Origin of the sequence: Mesorhizobium sp. M0633 (assembly GCF_040320645.1) — a bacterium.
In the GTDB taxonomy this organism is placed as follows: Bacteria; Pseudomonadota; Alphaproteobacteria; order Rhizobiales; family Rhizobiaceae; genus Mesorhizobium.
The window spans coordinates 238,451-253,655 of sequence record NZ_JAMYQC010000008.1 but is presented as its reverse complement, the minus strand read 5'-3'; the positions used below and the strand labels follow the sequence as shown (position 1 = coordinate 253,655).

The window sequence follows — 15,205 nt, the reverse complement described above, 5'->3', positions numbered from 1 at the left end:
TTTGGTTGTTCTTGCTGCGAAAGGAAATACACTGAGAACAGCACTGCGGAAGAAGGCCGACATCGTGCCTTCGCCGGCCGGGATCAGCGTAAACGACGCCGTGTCCCGCGCCATCAAGACAGTCCTTGCCAGTCTGGAAGACTCCAAGGCCGAAAACATCGTCTCAATCGACATTCAGGGGAAATCGAGCCTCGGCGACTACATGGTCGTCGCGTCGGGCCGATCGCACCGTCATGTCTCGGCTGTTGCCGATCATCTCCTCAAGGCGCTGAAGGATGCCGGGCTCGGCACTGCACGCGTCGAGGGGCTGGCTGGCGCCGACTGGGTCCTGATCGATTCGGGCGACATCATCGTCCATGTCTTCCGTCCCGAGGTCCGCGACTTCTACAATCTCGAAAAGATGTGGCAGGCGCCCGATCTCGAGGAGGAGACCCTCCACTGAGCCGTATTCGTCTTGATGCATGTCGTCGTCCGACATGCATCAGCGGCTCTTCGAGGCAGGGATGAAGATTACGGTTCATGCCGTGGGCCGAATGAAAGCCGGCCCCGAGAAGCAGTTGGCCGACCGCTATTTCGAGCGTTTTGCCAGGAGCGGTCCTGCCGTGGGCCTCGAATTCGCCGGGATCGTCGAGATTGCCGAAGGTCGCGCGCAGACGGCCAATGAGCGCCGGCGCGAGGAAGGCCAGAAACTGCAGACGCACTTGCAACCGGGCACGGCGCTGATGCTGCTGGATGAGCGCGGCAAGAACCTTTCCTCCGAGGATTTCGCCGGTCGCATAGGTTCGCTGCGCGATGGCGGGCGCAAGGCGCTGGTGATCGCCATTGGCGGCGCCGACGGCCATGACCAGTCACTGCGCGACCTGGCTGATCTGACGGTGTCGCTCGGCGCGCTGACCTGGCCGCATCAGCTGGTCCGCGTGATGCTGGGCGAGCAGCTTTACCGGGCGGCCACGATCCTTTCCGGTCACCCCTACCATCGTTCATGAAGTCGGCTCCGTCGGCGAATTGATGCCAGCCGCCCGGATTTTTGCCCCAATGCTCATCGACAGTTTGGGCTCATGGGGTTTGTCGATGACGGCCGGGGCTCGAACATGGTTGATGGTTCGTTAACGAAGCCGCGCATAGAGTTGGGCTTCAATGTCTGAAGACTGGAAATCACGAACGGGCTCCTGGCGCGTGCGCTACGGCATCGCCGTGGCGACGATCGCGCTTTCGCTCGGCGTCGCGCGGGCCGAGAACACGCTCGACCTGGCGCCCGACCCGGACCAGAGCCGCGCCGAATACGAAAAAGTATCGAAAGAGATCACGCTGTCGTCCGAGCGGCTGGCCAAGCTCGCCGCTGACATAGCGGCTGTCAAGAAGGACCACGCCTCGATCACCGCGGCGCTGATCCAGTCGGCGATGACCGAGCAGAAGCTCGGCCAGGACATCGAGGACATTGGCGGCAAGCTGGAAGGGCTGAAGGCGCAGGGGCAGAAGATCCGCGCCTCACTGGCCGCCAGACGCGACGTTCTGGCCGAAGTGCTCGGCGCGCTGCAGCGCATGGGGCTCAATCCGCCGCCGGCGATCCTGGTCAAGCCGGAGGACGCATTGTCGTCGGTGCGCAGCGCCATCCTGCTCGGTGCCGTGGTGCCGGAACTGCGCCACCAGACCGACATGTTGCTGGCCGACCTCAAGGAGCAGTCGCGGGTGACGGCCTCGATCGAGGCCGAGCGGGCGCGGCTGACGGCAGCTGTCGGCGAGCAGGCGGCGGAAAAAAAGCGGCTCGGCATGCTGCTCGAAGCCAAGCAGAAGCTCGCCGCCGATACGCAAACCGCGCTGGCCGCCGAAAAGCAGCGGTCCGCGACGCTGGCGGCCAAGGCCGGCAGCCTGAAAGAACTGATCGCCTCGCTCGAGGCCGACAGAGCCCGCAAGGCGGCGGATGCGGCCAAGGCAGCCGAGCAAAAGACGGCCGACGCCGACAAGGGCCCGGCATCGGCTGCGGCGCCGACGGAATTGGCCTCGCTGCCGGTGCCGGAGAGCAACAGGCTCACCGCTGCCGCGCCGTTTTCCGCGCTTCAAGGGCAGATCGCGCTGCCGGTCACCGGCAGGATCAAGCGGCGCTTCGGGGCCGACGACGGTAACGGCGCGGTGATGCTCGGTGACATGGTTGCGACACAATCGGGAGCCATCGTCACAGCGCCGGCGGATGGAAATGTGCTTTATGCGGGGCCTTTCCGCTCTTACGGTCAACTCTTGATCCTGAATGCGGGTGACGGCTATCATGTCGTCCTGGCGGGGATGAGCAGAATCAGCGTCGCGTCTGGCCAGTCGGTGCTCGCAGGTGAGCCGGTCGGCGCGATGGGAGAGGCCCGGGTGGCGAGCACCTCGGCATCGAAGAATGGAAATGCCACACCGGAGCTCTATGTCGAGTTCCGCAAGGATGGAAAACCCGTCGATCCGGCCCCATGGTGGGCGGACCGTTTTTCTGGAAGGACGTGAATGATGCGGAAACTGTCGCTTCTGTTTGCCGGTGCGCTGATGGGTGCATCGGCGATGAGCCTGGTCTATGGCGCGCCCGGCTCGACAGCGAAGGCTGCGGGCTCCGAGACCTATAAGCAACTGGCGATCTTCGGCGATATCTTCGAACGGGTAAGGGCGAATTATGTGACGCCGCCCGACGACAAGTCGCTGGTTGAAAATGCCATCAACGGCATGCTGTCGTCGCTCGACCCACACTCCTCCTACATGAATGCCGAAGAAGCGCAGGACATGCGCGTGCAGACCAAGGGCGAATTCGGCGGCCTCGGCATCGAGGTCACCATGGAGAACGACCTGGTCAAGGTGATCACGCCGATCGACGATACGCCGGCCGCCAAGGCAGGCGTGCTCGCCGGCGACTATATCGCCAAGATCGACGGCGAGGAGGTCCGCGGCCTGACCCTCAACGACGCCGTCGAGAAGATGCGCGGGCTGGTCAATACGCCGATCAAGCTCACCATCCTGCGCCAGGGCGCCGACAAGCCGATCGAACTGACCGTCGTGCGCGATATCATCAAGGTCAAGGCGGTCAAGTTCCGGGTCGAAAACGACATCGGCTACATGAAGATCACCTCCTTTACCGAAAAGACCTATGACGACCTCGAGAATGCCATCGACACCATCAAGAAGCAGGTGCCGAACGACAAGCTCAAGGGCTACGTGCTCGACCTGCGCCTCAATCCGGGCGGTTTGCTCGACCAGGCGGTGAGCGTGTCGGATGCCTTCCTCGACCGTGGCGAGATCGTCTCGACGCGCGGCCGCGATCCGAAGGACGTCACCCGCTTCGACGCGCGGGCCGGCGACGACATCGGCGGCAAGCCGCTGATCGTGCTCGTCAATGGCGGCTCGGCCAGCGCATCGGAAATCGTTGCCGGCGCGCTGCAGGATCTGCGCCGCGCCACCGTGGTCGGCACGCAGTCCTTCGGCAAGGGTTCGGTGCAGACCATCATTCCGCTCGGCGAGAACGGGGCACTGCGGTTGACGACGGCGCTCTATTACACGCCGTCCGGCAAGTCGATCCAGGGCAAGGGCATCACGCCCGACATCAAGGTCGACCAGCCGCTGCCGGCGGAACTGCAGGGCAGGGACCTGACGCGCGGCGAATCGGACCTCAAGGGCCATATCAAGGGCGCCGACGAAAGCACGACCGGTTCGGGCTCGGCCGCCTATGTGCCGCCGGAACCCAAGGACGATTTGCAGCTCATCTATGCCGAGCAACTGCTGCGCGGCCAGAAGACCGATCCGGCGTTCCCGCCGAATCCGCAAAAGGCCGTGTTGAACCAGTAAGGGCGGGCAAGCCGGGCCAAACAGGTCTGGCTGCCTGAGCGAAGCGATGCGATGCTGCCGGGGCCGCGAGGCTCCGGCAGTTTGATTCGGGGCTGCGGCCGGCATGCTGCGCGTCCAGTGGAGCAAGGGGACGCGCCGACATTTTGGATTTTGCGCCTCCGGAGAAGGTTTACTTCGGGGATGCACGCCGGGGGGTGCGGGCTTGGCTGATATCGGCAAGGACATAGAACGACCTCTCGGACAGGCGATCCGGCTGCCGCGCTCAGGCAGCGGGATCAGCGCCGGTGCGGTCGCGGCCGCGCTTGTCGTGCTGTCCGTGGTCGGCGTCTCCAGCGCGATCGCCTTGCGAGACAAGCCGTTCCGGAAGCTGCAAGAAGTAGCCGTTTCGACGCCGAAGACGCCGGCGGCGGATACCGTCGCCGCGCCCGCCAAGGCGACGCCCGAAATGGCTGCGCCAAGCAACGCAAGGGGGGCCAACATAAGCGGGCCGAAGACGGGCGGTCCGCAGATCATCCATGTCCAGACCGAAGAGGGCGACGGTCCACCCAATGCGGCCATCGTCATCCGCGACCCTTCGACGATCGGCCAGAACCTCAGGATCGCGCACATTCCCGACAAGGCGCTGGTCGAGGCCAGCGAAACCGGTCCGTTGCCGATCCGCGCCGCCGACGGCAGGCGCCCGTTCGATGTCTATGCGCGGCCGTGGTCCGGGGCTCGCGGTGCACGCGTCGCGCTCGTCATCGGCGGGCTTGCCGTGTCGCAGACCGGCACGCAGGCAGCCATCGCCAAGCTGCCGGCGGAAGTGACGCTGGCCTTCGCGCCGCAAGGCAACAGCATCGGCCGCTGGATGCAGGTGGCGCGGCAGAGCGGCCATGAGGTCATCATGCAGGTACCGCTTGAGCCGTTCGACTATCCGAACGTCAATCCCGGCCGTAACACGCTGACCGTGGCTGCAACGCCGGACGAGAATTTGAAGAATTTACGCTGGGCGCTGTCGCGAACGACCAACTACACCGGCGTCATGAACTATATGGGCGCCCGCTTTTCGGCCGACGCGACGGCGATGGGGCCGTTGATGGCCGAGCTTGGCAAGCGTGGTCTGGCCTATGTCGACGACGGTTCGTCGGCGCGCAGCCTGGCACCCGAACTGGCGCTGAAGGACGGCGTGCCGTTCGTCGGCGGCGATACGGCGATCGATGCGGTGCAGGACCGCGGCGCCATATTGAAGAAACTGGATGGGCTGGAAGCGACGGCACGGGCGAAAGGGTTTGCCGTCGGCATCGGCTCGGCTTTCGACCTGACGGTGGATACCGTGTCTTCCTGGGTGACCGAGGCCAAGAAGCGTGGCATCGAGATCGTGCCGGTTTCGGCGGTGGCCATAGATCCGGAAAAAGGCTGAGATGGCAAAGAACAAGCTCGTTGACCCCGAGACGCTGCCCTACCGGCCCTGCGTAGGGGTGATGGTCCTCAATGAGGCCGGCCTGGTCTGGGTCGGCCGTCGCATTGCCGAGCCGGACAGCGAATTCGCTGGAACGACGCAGCTCTGGCAGATGCCGCAGGGCGGCATCGATGATGGCGAGGAGCCGCTGCCCGCGGCGGCGCGTGAACTTTACGAAGAGACCGGCATGCGCTCGGTGTCGCTGCTGGCCGAGGCGCCGCACTGGATCAAATACGACCTGCCGGCGCATCTGGTCGGCGTCGCCTTCAAGGGACGATATCGCGGCCAGACGCAGAAATGGTTTGCCTTCCGTTTCCACGGCGACGAAACCGAGATCGCGATCAATCCGCCGCCGGGTGGCCACAAGGCCGAGTTCGACCGGTGGGCGTGGCGGCCGATGCTGGAATTGCCGGGCCTAATCGTGCCGTTCAAGCGCAAGGTCTACGAAGACGTGGTGGCGGCGTTCCGGCACCTGGTGGCGTAGCCGCCGGCCTTCCGTTAAAACAGGTCGGCATGAACGACATCTCCAGCAAATCTCTTCCGCCGACCGTCACCCTGGGCGAACCGATCAGCGAAGCCGCGGCAGGGGCGATCCTGACCATCGATCTCGGCGCCGTCCGTGAGAACTACCGGCGGCTGAAGGCGCGGCTGGGCGGCGTCGGCTGTGCTGGAGTGGTCAAGGCCGACGGCTATGGGATTGGCGCGGCGCCGGTGGCGGCGGCGCTGATGGGTGAGGGCTGTAATACTTTCTTTGTTGCGCATTTGGCCGGCGGCATCTTGCTGCGCAAGGCGCTCGGCTCAGACCCGGCCATTTATGTGCTGAACGGCATTCCGCCGGGTGCGGAAAGGGAAGCGGTTGCGGCAGGGCTTTGCACCGTACTCAACAGCGCCAGCCAGCTCTCGGCATGGCGTGAAGCGGCGGGGCGGGTGGGCCGCAAATTGCCAGCCGCCGTCCAGGTCGACAGCGGCATGTCGCGGCTCGGCATGACGCCATCCGAGGTGAAGGCAGTCGCGCAGGATCCGCAGGCTTTCGACGGTGTCGAACTGACGTTCGTGATGAGCCATCTCGCCTGCGCCGATGAACCCGAGCAGCCGGCCAACGAGCGGCAGCGGCTGGAATTCGAACGGCTGCGCCGGATGCTGCCGGAAGCGCCGGCTTCCTTTGCCAATTCATCAGGCATTTTTCTCGGGCAGCGCTATCACTACGACCTCGTTCGTCCGGGTGCCGCTCTCTATGGCGTCAATCCGACGCCGGCGAAGGACAATCCGATGCTGCCGGTGGTGCGATTGCAAGCCAAGGTCATCCAGACGCGGATATTGGAGGCCGGCGCCGGTGTCGGCTACGGTCACACTTTCCACACCAAGGCTCCGCTTGCCGCGGCTACGATTTCGCTCGGCTATGGCGATGGCTGGCATCGACGCGCCGCTTCCTCCGCCTGGCTCGAAAATGTGCGGCTGCCCTTCGTCGGCCGGGTTTCGATGGATTCGATCATCCTCGACATTTCCGCATTGCCGCCCGGCAGGCTGAAGGCCGGCGACCTCGTCGAACTCATTGGACCGTCGTCGCAGACGGTGGACCAGGTAGCCGGCCAAGCCGGCACCATCGGCTATGAGGTCTTGACCTGCCTCGGCCACCGTTTCCACCGGCGCTATGTGAATGGCTAGGACGCAAGGTTGTTGTCCTCACGCATGTCTTTTCCCTAAGCATCGGCACTTGGCTGACGCCACAGAATCCGGCAGACATGAGGCGGCGATGATCCCGGTCTCGAATCCCGACGAGATGCCGCCGCGGAGAACCAAACGATGAAGATCTTCGTGCTGGGCGGCGGCGTGATCGGGGTCACCACCGCCTATTTTCTTGCCGAGGCCGGTCATCAGGTGACGGTGATCGATCGCCAGAAAGGCCCGGCGCTGGAAACCAGCTTTGCCAATGCCGGCGAGATCTCGCCCGGCTATGCCTCGCCCTGGGCCGGGCCCGGCGTTCCGCTGAAGGCCATCAAATGGCTTTTGATGAAGCACGGTCCACTGGTGGTGCGACCGGCCCTCGATCCGCATATGTGGATGTGGCTGGTCAAGATGCTGCGCAATTGCACGGCTGAACGCTACGCGCTGAACAAGGCGCGCATGGTGCCGCTGGCCGAGTACAGCCGCGACACGCTGAAGGCGCTGCGCGAGGCGACCGGCATCGCCTATGACGAGCGCGCCAAAGGCACGCTGCAGCTCTTCCGAACGCAAAAGCAGATCGACGGCGTCGGCGGCGATGTCGAGGTGCTGAAGGCCTATGGCGTCCCCTACGAGGTCCTCGACCCCGACGGCTGCATTGCGGCCGAGCCTGGGCTGGCCGGCGTGCGCGAAAAATTCGTCGGTGGCCTGCGGTTGCCCGGCGACGAAACCGGCGACTGCAAGATGTTCACCGACAGGCTTGCCAAGCTTTGCGCGGTACGCGGCGTCACCTTCGAATACGACACGGAGATACGGCGCGTCGTCAAGAAGCGCGATCGCATCACCAACGTCAGCACCAGCAAGGGCTGGATGGTCGCTGATGCCTATGTGATGGCGATGGGCAGCTATTCGGCACGGTTCATGCGCATGCTGAAGCGGCCCATCCCGGTCTACCCGGTCAAGGGCTATTCGATCACCCTGCCGATCAAGGACGCCGCCGCCGCACCGGTCTCGACCGTGATGGACGAGAGCTACAAAGTAGCGATCACCCGGCTCGGCGACCGTATCCGGGTCGGCGGCACGGCGGAGATTTCCGGCTTCGACCTGCGGCTGCACGAATCGCGGCGGCGCACGCTCGAACATTCGGTCGGCGACCTGTTTCCGGGCAGCGGCGACATGCGATCGGCGACCTTCTGGTGCGGGCTGCGGCCGATGACACCCGACGGGCCGCCGCTGATCGGCCGCACCGATTTCTCCAATCTCTATCTCAACACCGGCCATGGCACACTCGGCTGGACCATGGCCTGCGGCTCGGCCAAAGTTCTGGCCGACATCATCTCCAGCCGGGTGCCGGACATCGACGTCGGCGATCTCGGGCCCGGACGATACGCCAAGTAAGACGCCCACCAGCTAAGACAGCCAGCGGCCGGCAGGCTCACGCAAACAAACCCCTGTCCCGTTCGACGGCCTTGGTAATGAAGCTCGCGACGACCTGGACGCGGCGCAGCGGCCTGACCGATTCATGATAGACCAGCCAGTAGGCGCGGCGTATGGGTGCGACGATATCGAGAGGCACCAGCTCCGGCATCGAGCGGACAACGAAGGTGTGCAGGATGCCGATGCCGGCGCCGGAACGCACTGCTTCGGCCTGGCCGAGCGCGGAGGAAATAGCGAAGCTGGTGCGCCAGTCGGGGCTGAATTCGGCCGCGTAGTCGAGCGAGCGACTGACGATCAGGTCCGGCACGTAGCCGATCAGCGTATGCTGGCCTAGCTCGGCGGCGGTTCCGGGCAGGCCATGGGTGTCGGCGTAGGCCCGCGACGCGAACAGGCCGAGCGTGTAGTCGACCAGCTTTCCCGCCACCAGGCGGCCTTCCGTCGGCCGTTCGACGGTGATGGCAATGTCGGCCTCGCGCCGGGACAAAGAGAAGGAGCGTGGCACCGGCACCAGCTGGATGGTGAGCTCACGGTGCAGAGCGGTCAGCGCGCCGAGGCGCCTGGCCAGGAAGGCGACGCCAAAGCCATCCGGCGCGCCGATGCGCACGGTGCCCGAGACGTCGTCGCCTTCGCCTGAAACGGTCGAGCGCGCGGCGATCATGTCGCCCTCCATGCGTTCGGCAATCTCGAGGAAACGCTCGCCCGCCGGCGTCAGCTCGCTGCCGGTGGTAAGCCGGCGAAACAGTTTTGTCCTGAGCGCATCCTCGAGGGCGGCAATGCGGCGCGAGACGGTCGCGTGATTAAGCTCCAGCCGCCTGGCGGCGCCGAGGATCTGGCCGGCCCGCGCTACGGCAAGGAAGATACGGGCATCATCCCAGTTCATGAGGGTGGTCCTGGCGATAACGATCAAAACCGCGTTCCTTCGCGCCCCCCTCTGTCCTGCCGGACATCTCCCCCTCAAGGGGGAAGATTGGCAGTTTCGCCGCAGGCGTCTTTCTTGCCGCGGTGAAGATTTCCGAAGGCGGGCGTGACAGCCAATCTCCCCCCTTGAGGGGGAGATGTCCGGCAGGACAGAGGGGGGCGGTGAAGGAACTCAATCTCAATCCTTGCTGCTGGGGACCTGCATTCTTCCTATTTGCGAGAATTGATGCTCTGCCGTCAACCGCTATCTATTCTCCGCACAACGGTTGCGTTTTCGCTCGCGTTGCCATCGCTCCCGCAAAGGCGGACAATGCCTCATCACGAACCAGGGAGAGAGACCATGATCGAATACGGTCATTTCATCGGCGGCAAGCGCGTCGCCGGAACCAGCGGCCGCAAGCAGGACGTCATGCAGCCGATGGACGGCACGGTGCGCGGCACGGTGGCGCTGGCTTCGCAGGCGGAATTGCGCGCGGCGGTCGAAAACGCCAAGGCCGCACAGCCCGGCTGGGCGGCGACCAATCCGCAGCGACGCGTACGCGTCCTGATGCGGTTCCTCGAGCTGGTCGCCAAGGAGTATGACGCGCTGGCCGAGATATTGGCGCGCGAACACGGCAAGACCATCGCCGACGCCAAGGGCGACATCCAGCGCGGCCTCGAAGTGGTCGAGGTCTGCATCGGTGCGCCGCATATGATGAAGGGCGAGTTCACCGATGGCGCCGGCCCCGGCATCGACGTCTATTCGATGCGCCAGCCGCTCGGCGTGGTCGCCGGCATCACGCCGTTCAATTTTCCGGCGATGATCCCGTTGTGGAAGATCGCGCCGGCCATCGCCTGCGGCAATGCCTACATCCTCAAGCCGTCGGAGCGCGATCCGGGCGTGCCGATGCGGATTGCCGAACTGTTCATCGAGGCCGGTCTGCCGGCGGGCATCCTCAATGTCGTCAACGGCGACAAGGAAGTGGTCGACGCCATCCTCGACGATCCCGACATCAAGGCCATCGGTTTCGTAGGCTCGACACCGATCGCCCAGTACATCTATTCGCGCGGCTGTGCGGCCGGCAAGCGCGTGCAGTGCTTCGGCGGCGCCAAGAACCACATGATCATCATGCCCGATGCCGACATGGACCAGACGGTCGACGCGCTGATCGGCGCCGGCTACGGCTCGGCCGGCGAGCGCTGCATGGCGATCTCGGTGGCCGTCCCGGTCGGCAACGACACCGCCAACCGGCTGATGGAAAGACTGGTGCCGCGCGTCGAGAGCCTGAAGGTCGGTCCGTCGACGGATTCTTCCGCCGATTTCGGCCCGCTGGTGACGGCGCAGGCGTTGGAACGGGTCAAATCCTATGTCGACACCGGCGTCAAGGAAGGCGCCAAGCTGGTCGTCGACGGCCGCGGCTTTTCCATGCAGGGCTACGAGAACGGCTACTATATGGGCGGCTGCCTGTTCGACAACGTGACCGCCGACATGCGCATCTACAAGGAAGAGATCTTTGGGCCGGTGCTGTCGGTGGTGCGCGCACCGACCTACGAGAACGCCATCAAGCTCGCCAACGAGCACGAGATGGGCAATGGCGTCGCCATCTTCACCCGCGACGGCGACGCGGCGCGCGACTTCGCCTCGCGGGTTCAGGTCGGCATGGTCGGCATCAACGTGCCGATCCCGGTGCCGATCGCCTACTACACCTTTGGCGGCTGGAAGGCGTCCTCCTTCGGCGACCTCAACCAGCACGGGCCGGACGCGTTCCGCTTCTACACCAAGACCAAGACGGTAACGTCGCGCTGGCCGTCCGGCGTGAAGGATGGTGCCGAGTTCGTCATCCCGACGATGAACTGATCCAAATCGCAGAAAGCAAGAAAAGGCCCGGGCACCAAGCTCGGGCCTTTTTGTCGCGGTCTTCATCGGCATGAACACTAATGTGATGGAACCAAGAAGGCAGCAATCTTCTTAGGTTGCAGTCCTGCCGCGAAGGAGACGCTGGCAGATCAACCAACGGCGCTGGTGACGGCTCCGGGGGATATGTCCGGCGCAAAGGAGGTGTCAGATGGCACGTCTCATGGCGACAATAGCTTGCGCTGCAGTGGCAGTTTCCGCGATACCGGCAATGGCTGCCGAGCAATGCGCGGCTCGCGCCGATATGGTCAAGGCGCTCGGCGAGAAGTTTCATGAAAACCCGAGCGCAGTCGGCGTCGTCAATCCGAATGTGGTGCTTGAAGTCTTCGTTTCCGACAAGGGCACATGGACCATCCTCGCCAGCGACACAAAAGGTCAAAGCTGCGTGATTTCAGTCGGCGAAGGCTGGGAAAGCGCGATGACGACAGCGGCGCTGCCAGGCATCTGAACGATTTATCACGGGTCTGCGCGCCTCGGCATGGCCGCGCGGCCTGTCGCTCATTCTTTCGGCGACAACCGTAAAACGGATCTGCAGGCGCCCGCTTGGGCGCCTGCTTGCGCTTTTCCATTGCCGATACCATATATCGAGAACATAATGGGAACATCTGGAATCGTTCCCACCAATGGCAGACCGGAACACAGAAAGGAACGACGCGATGATGATGACGTCGGAACCGGCCTGGATCGCTCCGGCAAAATGAGGCCGTCAAACCCCTCCTTTGCCGGAACGTGATGGCAAAGGAGGTGCCCTATGGCACGCAAATCGCTGTTGAGATGGGTGAAAACCCTGGTTTTTGCTGGCGCATTGGCGGTGGGTACGAACACCGCAGGCGCGCAATATCAATACTGCGTTGAACATGGCGAGATCGTCGCCCATTTGAGCGAGAAGTTCCAGGAAAGGCAGTTTGCTTTGGGGCTAATCGGTCATGAGGCGGTCATGGAAGTCTTTGTCGCCGAGACCGGAACCTGGACCATCGTCGTCACCGATATCGCTGGCAGAAGCTGCATCGTCGCGGCCGGCGACAATTGGGAAAACGTGATGGCCCTGCCCGGCCAGGGCGCATGACGAAATGGCAGGCTCAGCGCGTAGCAGCCGCCTCGGCATGGCCGCGCAAAAGCGCCATCAGCCGCTTGGCGTCCTTGGCCGCGGCCTCTTCGTCGCCGGCGAGGATCGAGCGGATCAGCGCGACATGGTGCTCGGCGGATTCGGCCAAGCCGGTATCGGCCTTGTAGCGAAACCAGAAGCGGCGGCTGTGGGTTTGCAAGGGTGCCGCCAGGCGCGCGGCGAACGGGTTGTCGGCAGCCAGCGCCAGCGCCTCGTCGAGCGCCTTGTCGGCCTGGATGAAGTAGAACACATTTTCCGAAATCACCGCCTTTTGCATGGCAAGGGCAGCGTCATGGAACAGGTCGGCGGCCTCGCGGGTAACGAAGCGGGCGGCCGAGCGGGCAAGCACCACCTCGACGCCACGGCGGGCGTCGAGGACACGCAGCCAGTCGCCGGGGTGGAGCGGCGCGATGGCGATGCCGGCGCGCGGCCGGACCTCGAGCAGCCCCTCCCAGGCCAGCCGCTGGATTGCTTCGCGAACCGGGGTGCGGCCGAGGCCGAGCCTGTCGATCAGCGCCCCCTCGGTGATGAAGCTCGCCGGCGCCAGTTCGAGAGTTACGATCATGTGCTCGAGCCTGCGGTAGGCCTTCGCGGTCGCCGGCTCGGAGCCCGGTCTGTCATATACCAATGCGACTTCTCCTGATATATTGTTGATATATCATATCAGATTCAATGTTGACAGCCGGCTTCTTAAGAAATATACGGCTGATATATCAGATGGAGTGATCGACATGTGGGCCGGAGTCTTCCCCGCCGTTACGACCAAATTCACCGAGGACGACGGCCTCGACCATGCCGAGATGGAGCGCTGCTTTGCGCTGCAGATGGAGGCCGGCTGTGACGGCATCATCGTCTGCGGGTCGCTCGGCGAGGGCCCGATGCTGTCGCACGACGAGAAGATCGCGGTGCTGAAGACCGCGCAGAAGATCGCCGGCAAGAAACCGGTGCTGTTGACGGTCAACGAGGCCGGTACACGCGAGGCGGCGGCGATCGCGCGCCGCGCCGCCAAGGAAGGCGCCAACGGTTTGATGGTGGTGCCGAGCCCGATCTACCATACCAATGCCGAGGAGACGGTCGCGGCACTCAGCGCCGTCGCCGCGGCCGGCGACCTGCCGGTGATGATCTACTCCAACCGGCTTGCCTATCGCGTCGACGTCACCGTCGACCAGATGGAGGAACTGGCGAAGGACCAGCGCTTCGTCGCCATCAAGGAGTCCTCCGACGATATCCGCCGCTCGACCGAGATCATCAACCGCCTCGGCGACCGCTACGATTTGTTCACCGGCGTTGACAATCTCGCCTTCGAGGCGCTGTCGGTCGGCGCTATCGGCTGGGTGGCGGGCCTGGTCACCGCGTTCCCGCGCGAGACGGTCGCCATTTACCAGCTGATGAGACAGGGCCGTCGCGAGGAGGCGTTGAAGATCTACCGCTGGTTCCGGCCGCTGCTCGACCTCGACGTCTCGACCTATCTGGTGCAGAACATCAAGCTCGCCGAAGTGTTGGCGATCAACACCAACGACCGCGTGCGCATGCCGCGCCAGCCATTGTCGGGCGAGCAGCGCAAGGCAGTCGAAAAGATCGTCAGGGATGCGCTGGCGGTGCGGCCAGAGCTGCCGACATTCTGATCCGGTCGCTTTGAAGGCATTTGCAGATGTGCAGCGCGGCGCATGGCAATGAATGATAATGCTACGCTCGATGTCGCCATCATTGGTGGCGGCATCATCGGCATCTGCGCCGCCGCCTTTCTGGCCGAGGCGGGCCAAAATGTCACGATCATCGATCGGACGGGGATCTGTGAGGAAACCAGCTCCGGCAATGCCGCTGCCTTTGCCTTCTCCGATGTGCTGCCGCTCGCCCACAAGGGCATGATCAAGCAGTTGCCGAAATGGCTCGCCGACCCGCTCGGCCCGCTCAGCATCCCACCCGCGTATCTGCCGAAGCTGCTGCCCTGGCTGGTCCGCTTCTGGCGCGCCGGCCGAAGCGACCGCTATGAAGCCGGCCTTGCCGCGCAGGCCGGGATGATGAAGCTCGCCGAGGCGGAATGGATGGGCTTGCTCGACCGCTCCGGCACACGGCCGATGCTGCATGAGGACGGCTCGCTCGAACTCTACGACAGCGAGGCCGAGTTCAAGGCCTCGCTGACCGGCTGGGCGGCAAGGCAGCGCTTCGGCATCGGCTTCAGCCATGTCGAGGGGAGCGCTCTCACAGCCCTGCAGCCCGGTCTGTCGCCGCGCTTCGTCAAGGGAACGTTCGTGCCGGGGTGGAAAACCGTTGCCGATCCCAAGCTGCTTGGAAAGGCCTTGTGGGCCTATGCCGAGAGGTTGGGCGCCGGGTTCGAAAGGGCCCGGATCGAGCGTGTCAAGGCGGGACAGGACGGCGCGATCTTGACCACGGCCGACGGCACGCGGCGACGGGCGAAGCACGTCGTCATCGCTGCCGGGGCCTGGTCGCATCTGCTGGCGAGACATCTCGGCGACGGAATCCCGCTGGAGACCGAGCGTGGCTACAACACGACGTTGCCGAAGACTGCCTTCGACGTAAAGCGGCAATTGATCTTCTCCGGGCATGGCTTCGTCATCACGCCGCTCGAGACGGGCCTGCGCGTCGGCGGCGCGGTCGAACTCGGCGGCCTTGAGAGGCCGCCCAATTATGCGCGCTCGAAAGCGCTGCTCGAAAAGGCGCAGAAATTCCTGCCGGGACTGGATCCGGCCAATGGACGCGAATGGATGGGGTTCCGGCCGTCGCTGCCGGATTCGCTGCCGGTGATCGGGCGATCGCAACAAACGCCGTCGGTGGTGTATGGTTTCGGCCACGGTCACCTCGGCCTGACCCAGGCCGCGGCGACCGGGCGCTTGATCCGCGAGCTCGTTCTCGAGCAGAATCCATCGCTCGATCTCGGCCCGTTCAGCCTGCAACGGTTTTGAGTTCGAAGACATTCAGTTGG

The 15,205-nt window shown here is 64.3% G+C and carries 14 protein-coding genes and 1 pseudogene; 13 read left to right on the top strand and 2 right to left on the bottom strand.

All coding sequences use genetic code 11. The annotated features are described in order from the left end of the window. Window positions 1–64: 64 nt before the first annotated feature. From rsfS to NKI47_RS11650, 8 genes and pseudogenes are all read left to right on the top strand, one after another. Window positions 65–442 carry a ribosome silencing factor gene (gene rsfS / locus NKI47_RS11685; RefSeq protein WP_023678068.1) on the top strand — a complete coding sequence of 126 codons (378 nt, stop codon included), beginning with the start codon at window positions 65–67 and terminating at the stop codon, window positions 440–442. Window positions 443–503: 61 nt separating this feature from the next. Next, window positions 504–986, top strand: a complete 483-nt coding sequence (gene rlmH / locus NKI47_RS11680) for a 23S rRNA (pseudouridine(1915)-N(3))-methyltransferase RlmH (RefSeq protein WP_023678067.1) — start codon at window positions 504–506, stop codon at window positions 984–986. Between the two features lie 151 nt (window positions 987–1,137). Further along, window positions 1,138–2,481, top strand: a complete 1,344-nt coding sequence (locus NKI47_RS11675) for a murein hydrolase activator EnvC family protein (protein ID WP_023678066.1) — start codon at window positions 1,138–1,140, stop codon at window positions 2,479–2,481. After that, on the top strand, window positions 2,482–3,807 hold the full coding sequence (locus NKI47_RS11670; protein ID WP_023678065.1) for a S41 family peptidase: 1,326 nt from the start codon (window positions 2,482–2,484) through the stop codon (window positions 3,805–3,807). Window positions 3,808–4,009: 202 nt separating this feature from the next. Beyond that, complete coding sequence (locus NKI47_RS11665) at window positions 4,010–5,206, top strand: divergent polysaccharide deacetylase family protein (RefSeq protein ID WP_023678064.1); 1,197 nt, start codon at window positions 4,010–4,012, stop codon at window positions 5,204–5,206. Between the two features lies 1 nt (window position 5,207). Further along, window positions 5,208–5,729, top strand: a complete 522-nt coding sequence (locus NKI47_RS11660) for an RNA pyrophosphohydrolase (RefSeq protein WP_352574652.1) — start codon at window positions 5,208–5,210, stop codon at window positions 5,727–5,729. A gap of 29 nt (window positions 5,730–5,758) precedes the next feature. Next, window positions 5,759–6,910, top strand: coding sequence for an alanine racemase (alr, locus tag NKI47_RS11655; RefSeq protein ID WP_352590046.1), 1,152 nt, complete (start codon window positions 5,759–5,761; stop codon window positions 6,908–6,910). 117 nt (window positions 6,911–7,027) lie between these two features. Continuing rightward, window positions 7,028–8,305 (top strand): annotated as a pseudogene (locus NKI47_RS11650) (D-amino acid dehydrogenase); the annotation flags it as partial. A gap of 37 nt (window positions 8,306–8,342) precedes the next feature. Here the strand turns inward: NKI47_RS11650 and NKI47_RS11645 are convergent. Next, window positions 8,343–9,224 (bottom strand): LysR family transcriptional regulator, encoded by an 882-nt coding sequence (locus tag NKI47_RS11645; RefSeq protein WP_352590043.1) that lies wholly within the window; start codon window positions 9,222–9,224, stop codon window positions 8,343–8,345. Between the two features lie 378 nt (window positions 9,225–9,602). Between NKI47_RS11645 and NKI47_RS11640 the strand changes: the two genes are divergently transcribed. The 3 genes from NKI47_RS11640 to NKI47_RS11630 all read left to right on the top strand — a co-directional run bounded on the left by NKI47_RS11640 (window position 9,603) and on the right by NKI47_RS11630 (window position 12,222). After that, window positions 9,603–11,099, top strand: a complete 1,497-nt coding sequence (locus NKI47_RS11640) for a CoA-acylating methylmalonate-semialdehyde dehydrogenase (protein ID WP_023678059.1) — start codon at window positions 9,603–9,605, stop codon at window positions 11,097–11,099. A gap of 208 nt (window positions 11,100–11,307) precedes the next feature. Further along, window positions 11,308–11,604 carry a hypothetical protein gene (locus NKI47_RS11635; RefSeq protein ID WP_352574655.1) on the top strand — a complete coding sequence of 99 codons (297 nt, stop codon included), beginning with the start codon at window positions 11,308–11,310 and terminating at the stop codon, window positions 11,602–11,604. Window positions 11,605–11,907: 303 nt separating this feature from the next. Further along, window positions 11,908–12,222: a hypothetical protein gene (locus tag NKI47_RS11630; protein ID WP_352569558.1), complete on the top strand. Its 315-nt coding sequence runs from the start codon at window positions 11,908–11,910 to the stop codon at window positions 12,220–12,222. 13 nt (window positions 12,223–12,235) lie between these two features. Here NKI47_RS11630 and NKI47_RS11625 read toward each other — a convergent pair whose 3' ends face one another. Then, entirely contained in the window at window positions 12,236–12,826 is a 591-nt protein-coding gene (locus NKI47_RS11625; RefSeq protein WP_502895519.1) for a GntR family transcriptional regulator, read from the bottom strand. Window positions 12,827–12,992: 166 nt separating this feature from the next. Between NKI47_RS11625 and NKI47_RS11620 the strand changes: the two genes are divergently transcribed. Both NKI47_RS11620 and NKI47_RS11615 read left to right on the top strand, forming a co-directional pair. Next, complete coding sequence (locus tag NKI47_RS11620; RefSeq protein ID WP_352590039.1) at window positions 12,993–13,886, top strand: dihydrodipicolinate synthase family protein; 894 nt, start codon at window positions 12,993–12,995, stop codon at window positions 13,884–13,886. A gap of 48 nt (window positions 13,887–13,934) precedes the next feature. Then, a complete protein-coding gene (locus NKI47_RS11615; RefSeq protein ID WP_352590037.1) occupies window positions 13,935–15,185 on the top strand; it encodes an NAD(P)/FAD-dependent oxidoreductase in 1,251 nt (416 codons plus the stop codon). Window positions 15,186–15,205: the final 20 nt, after the last annotated feature.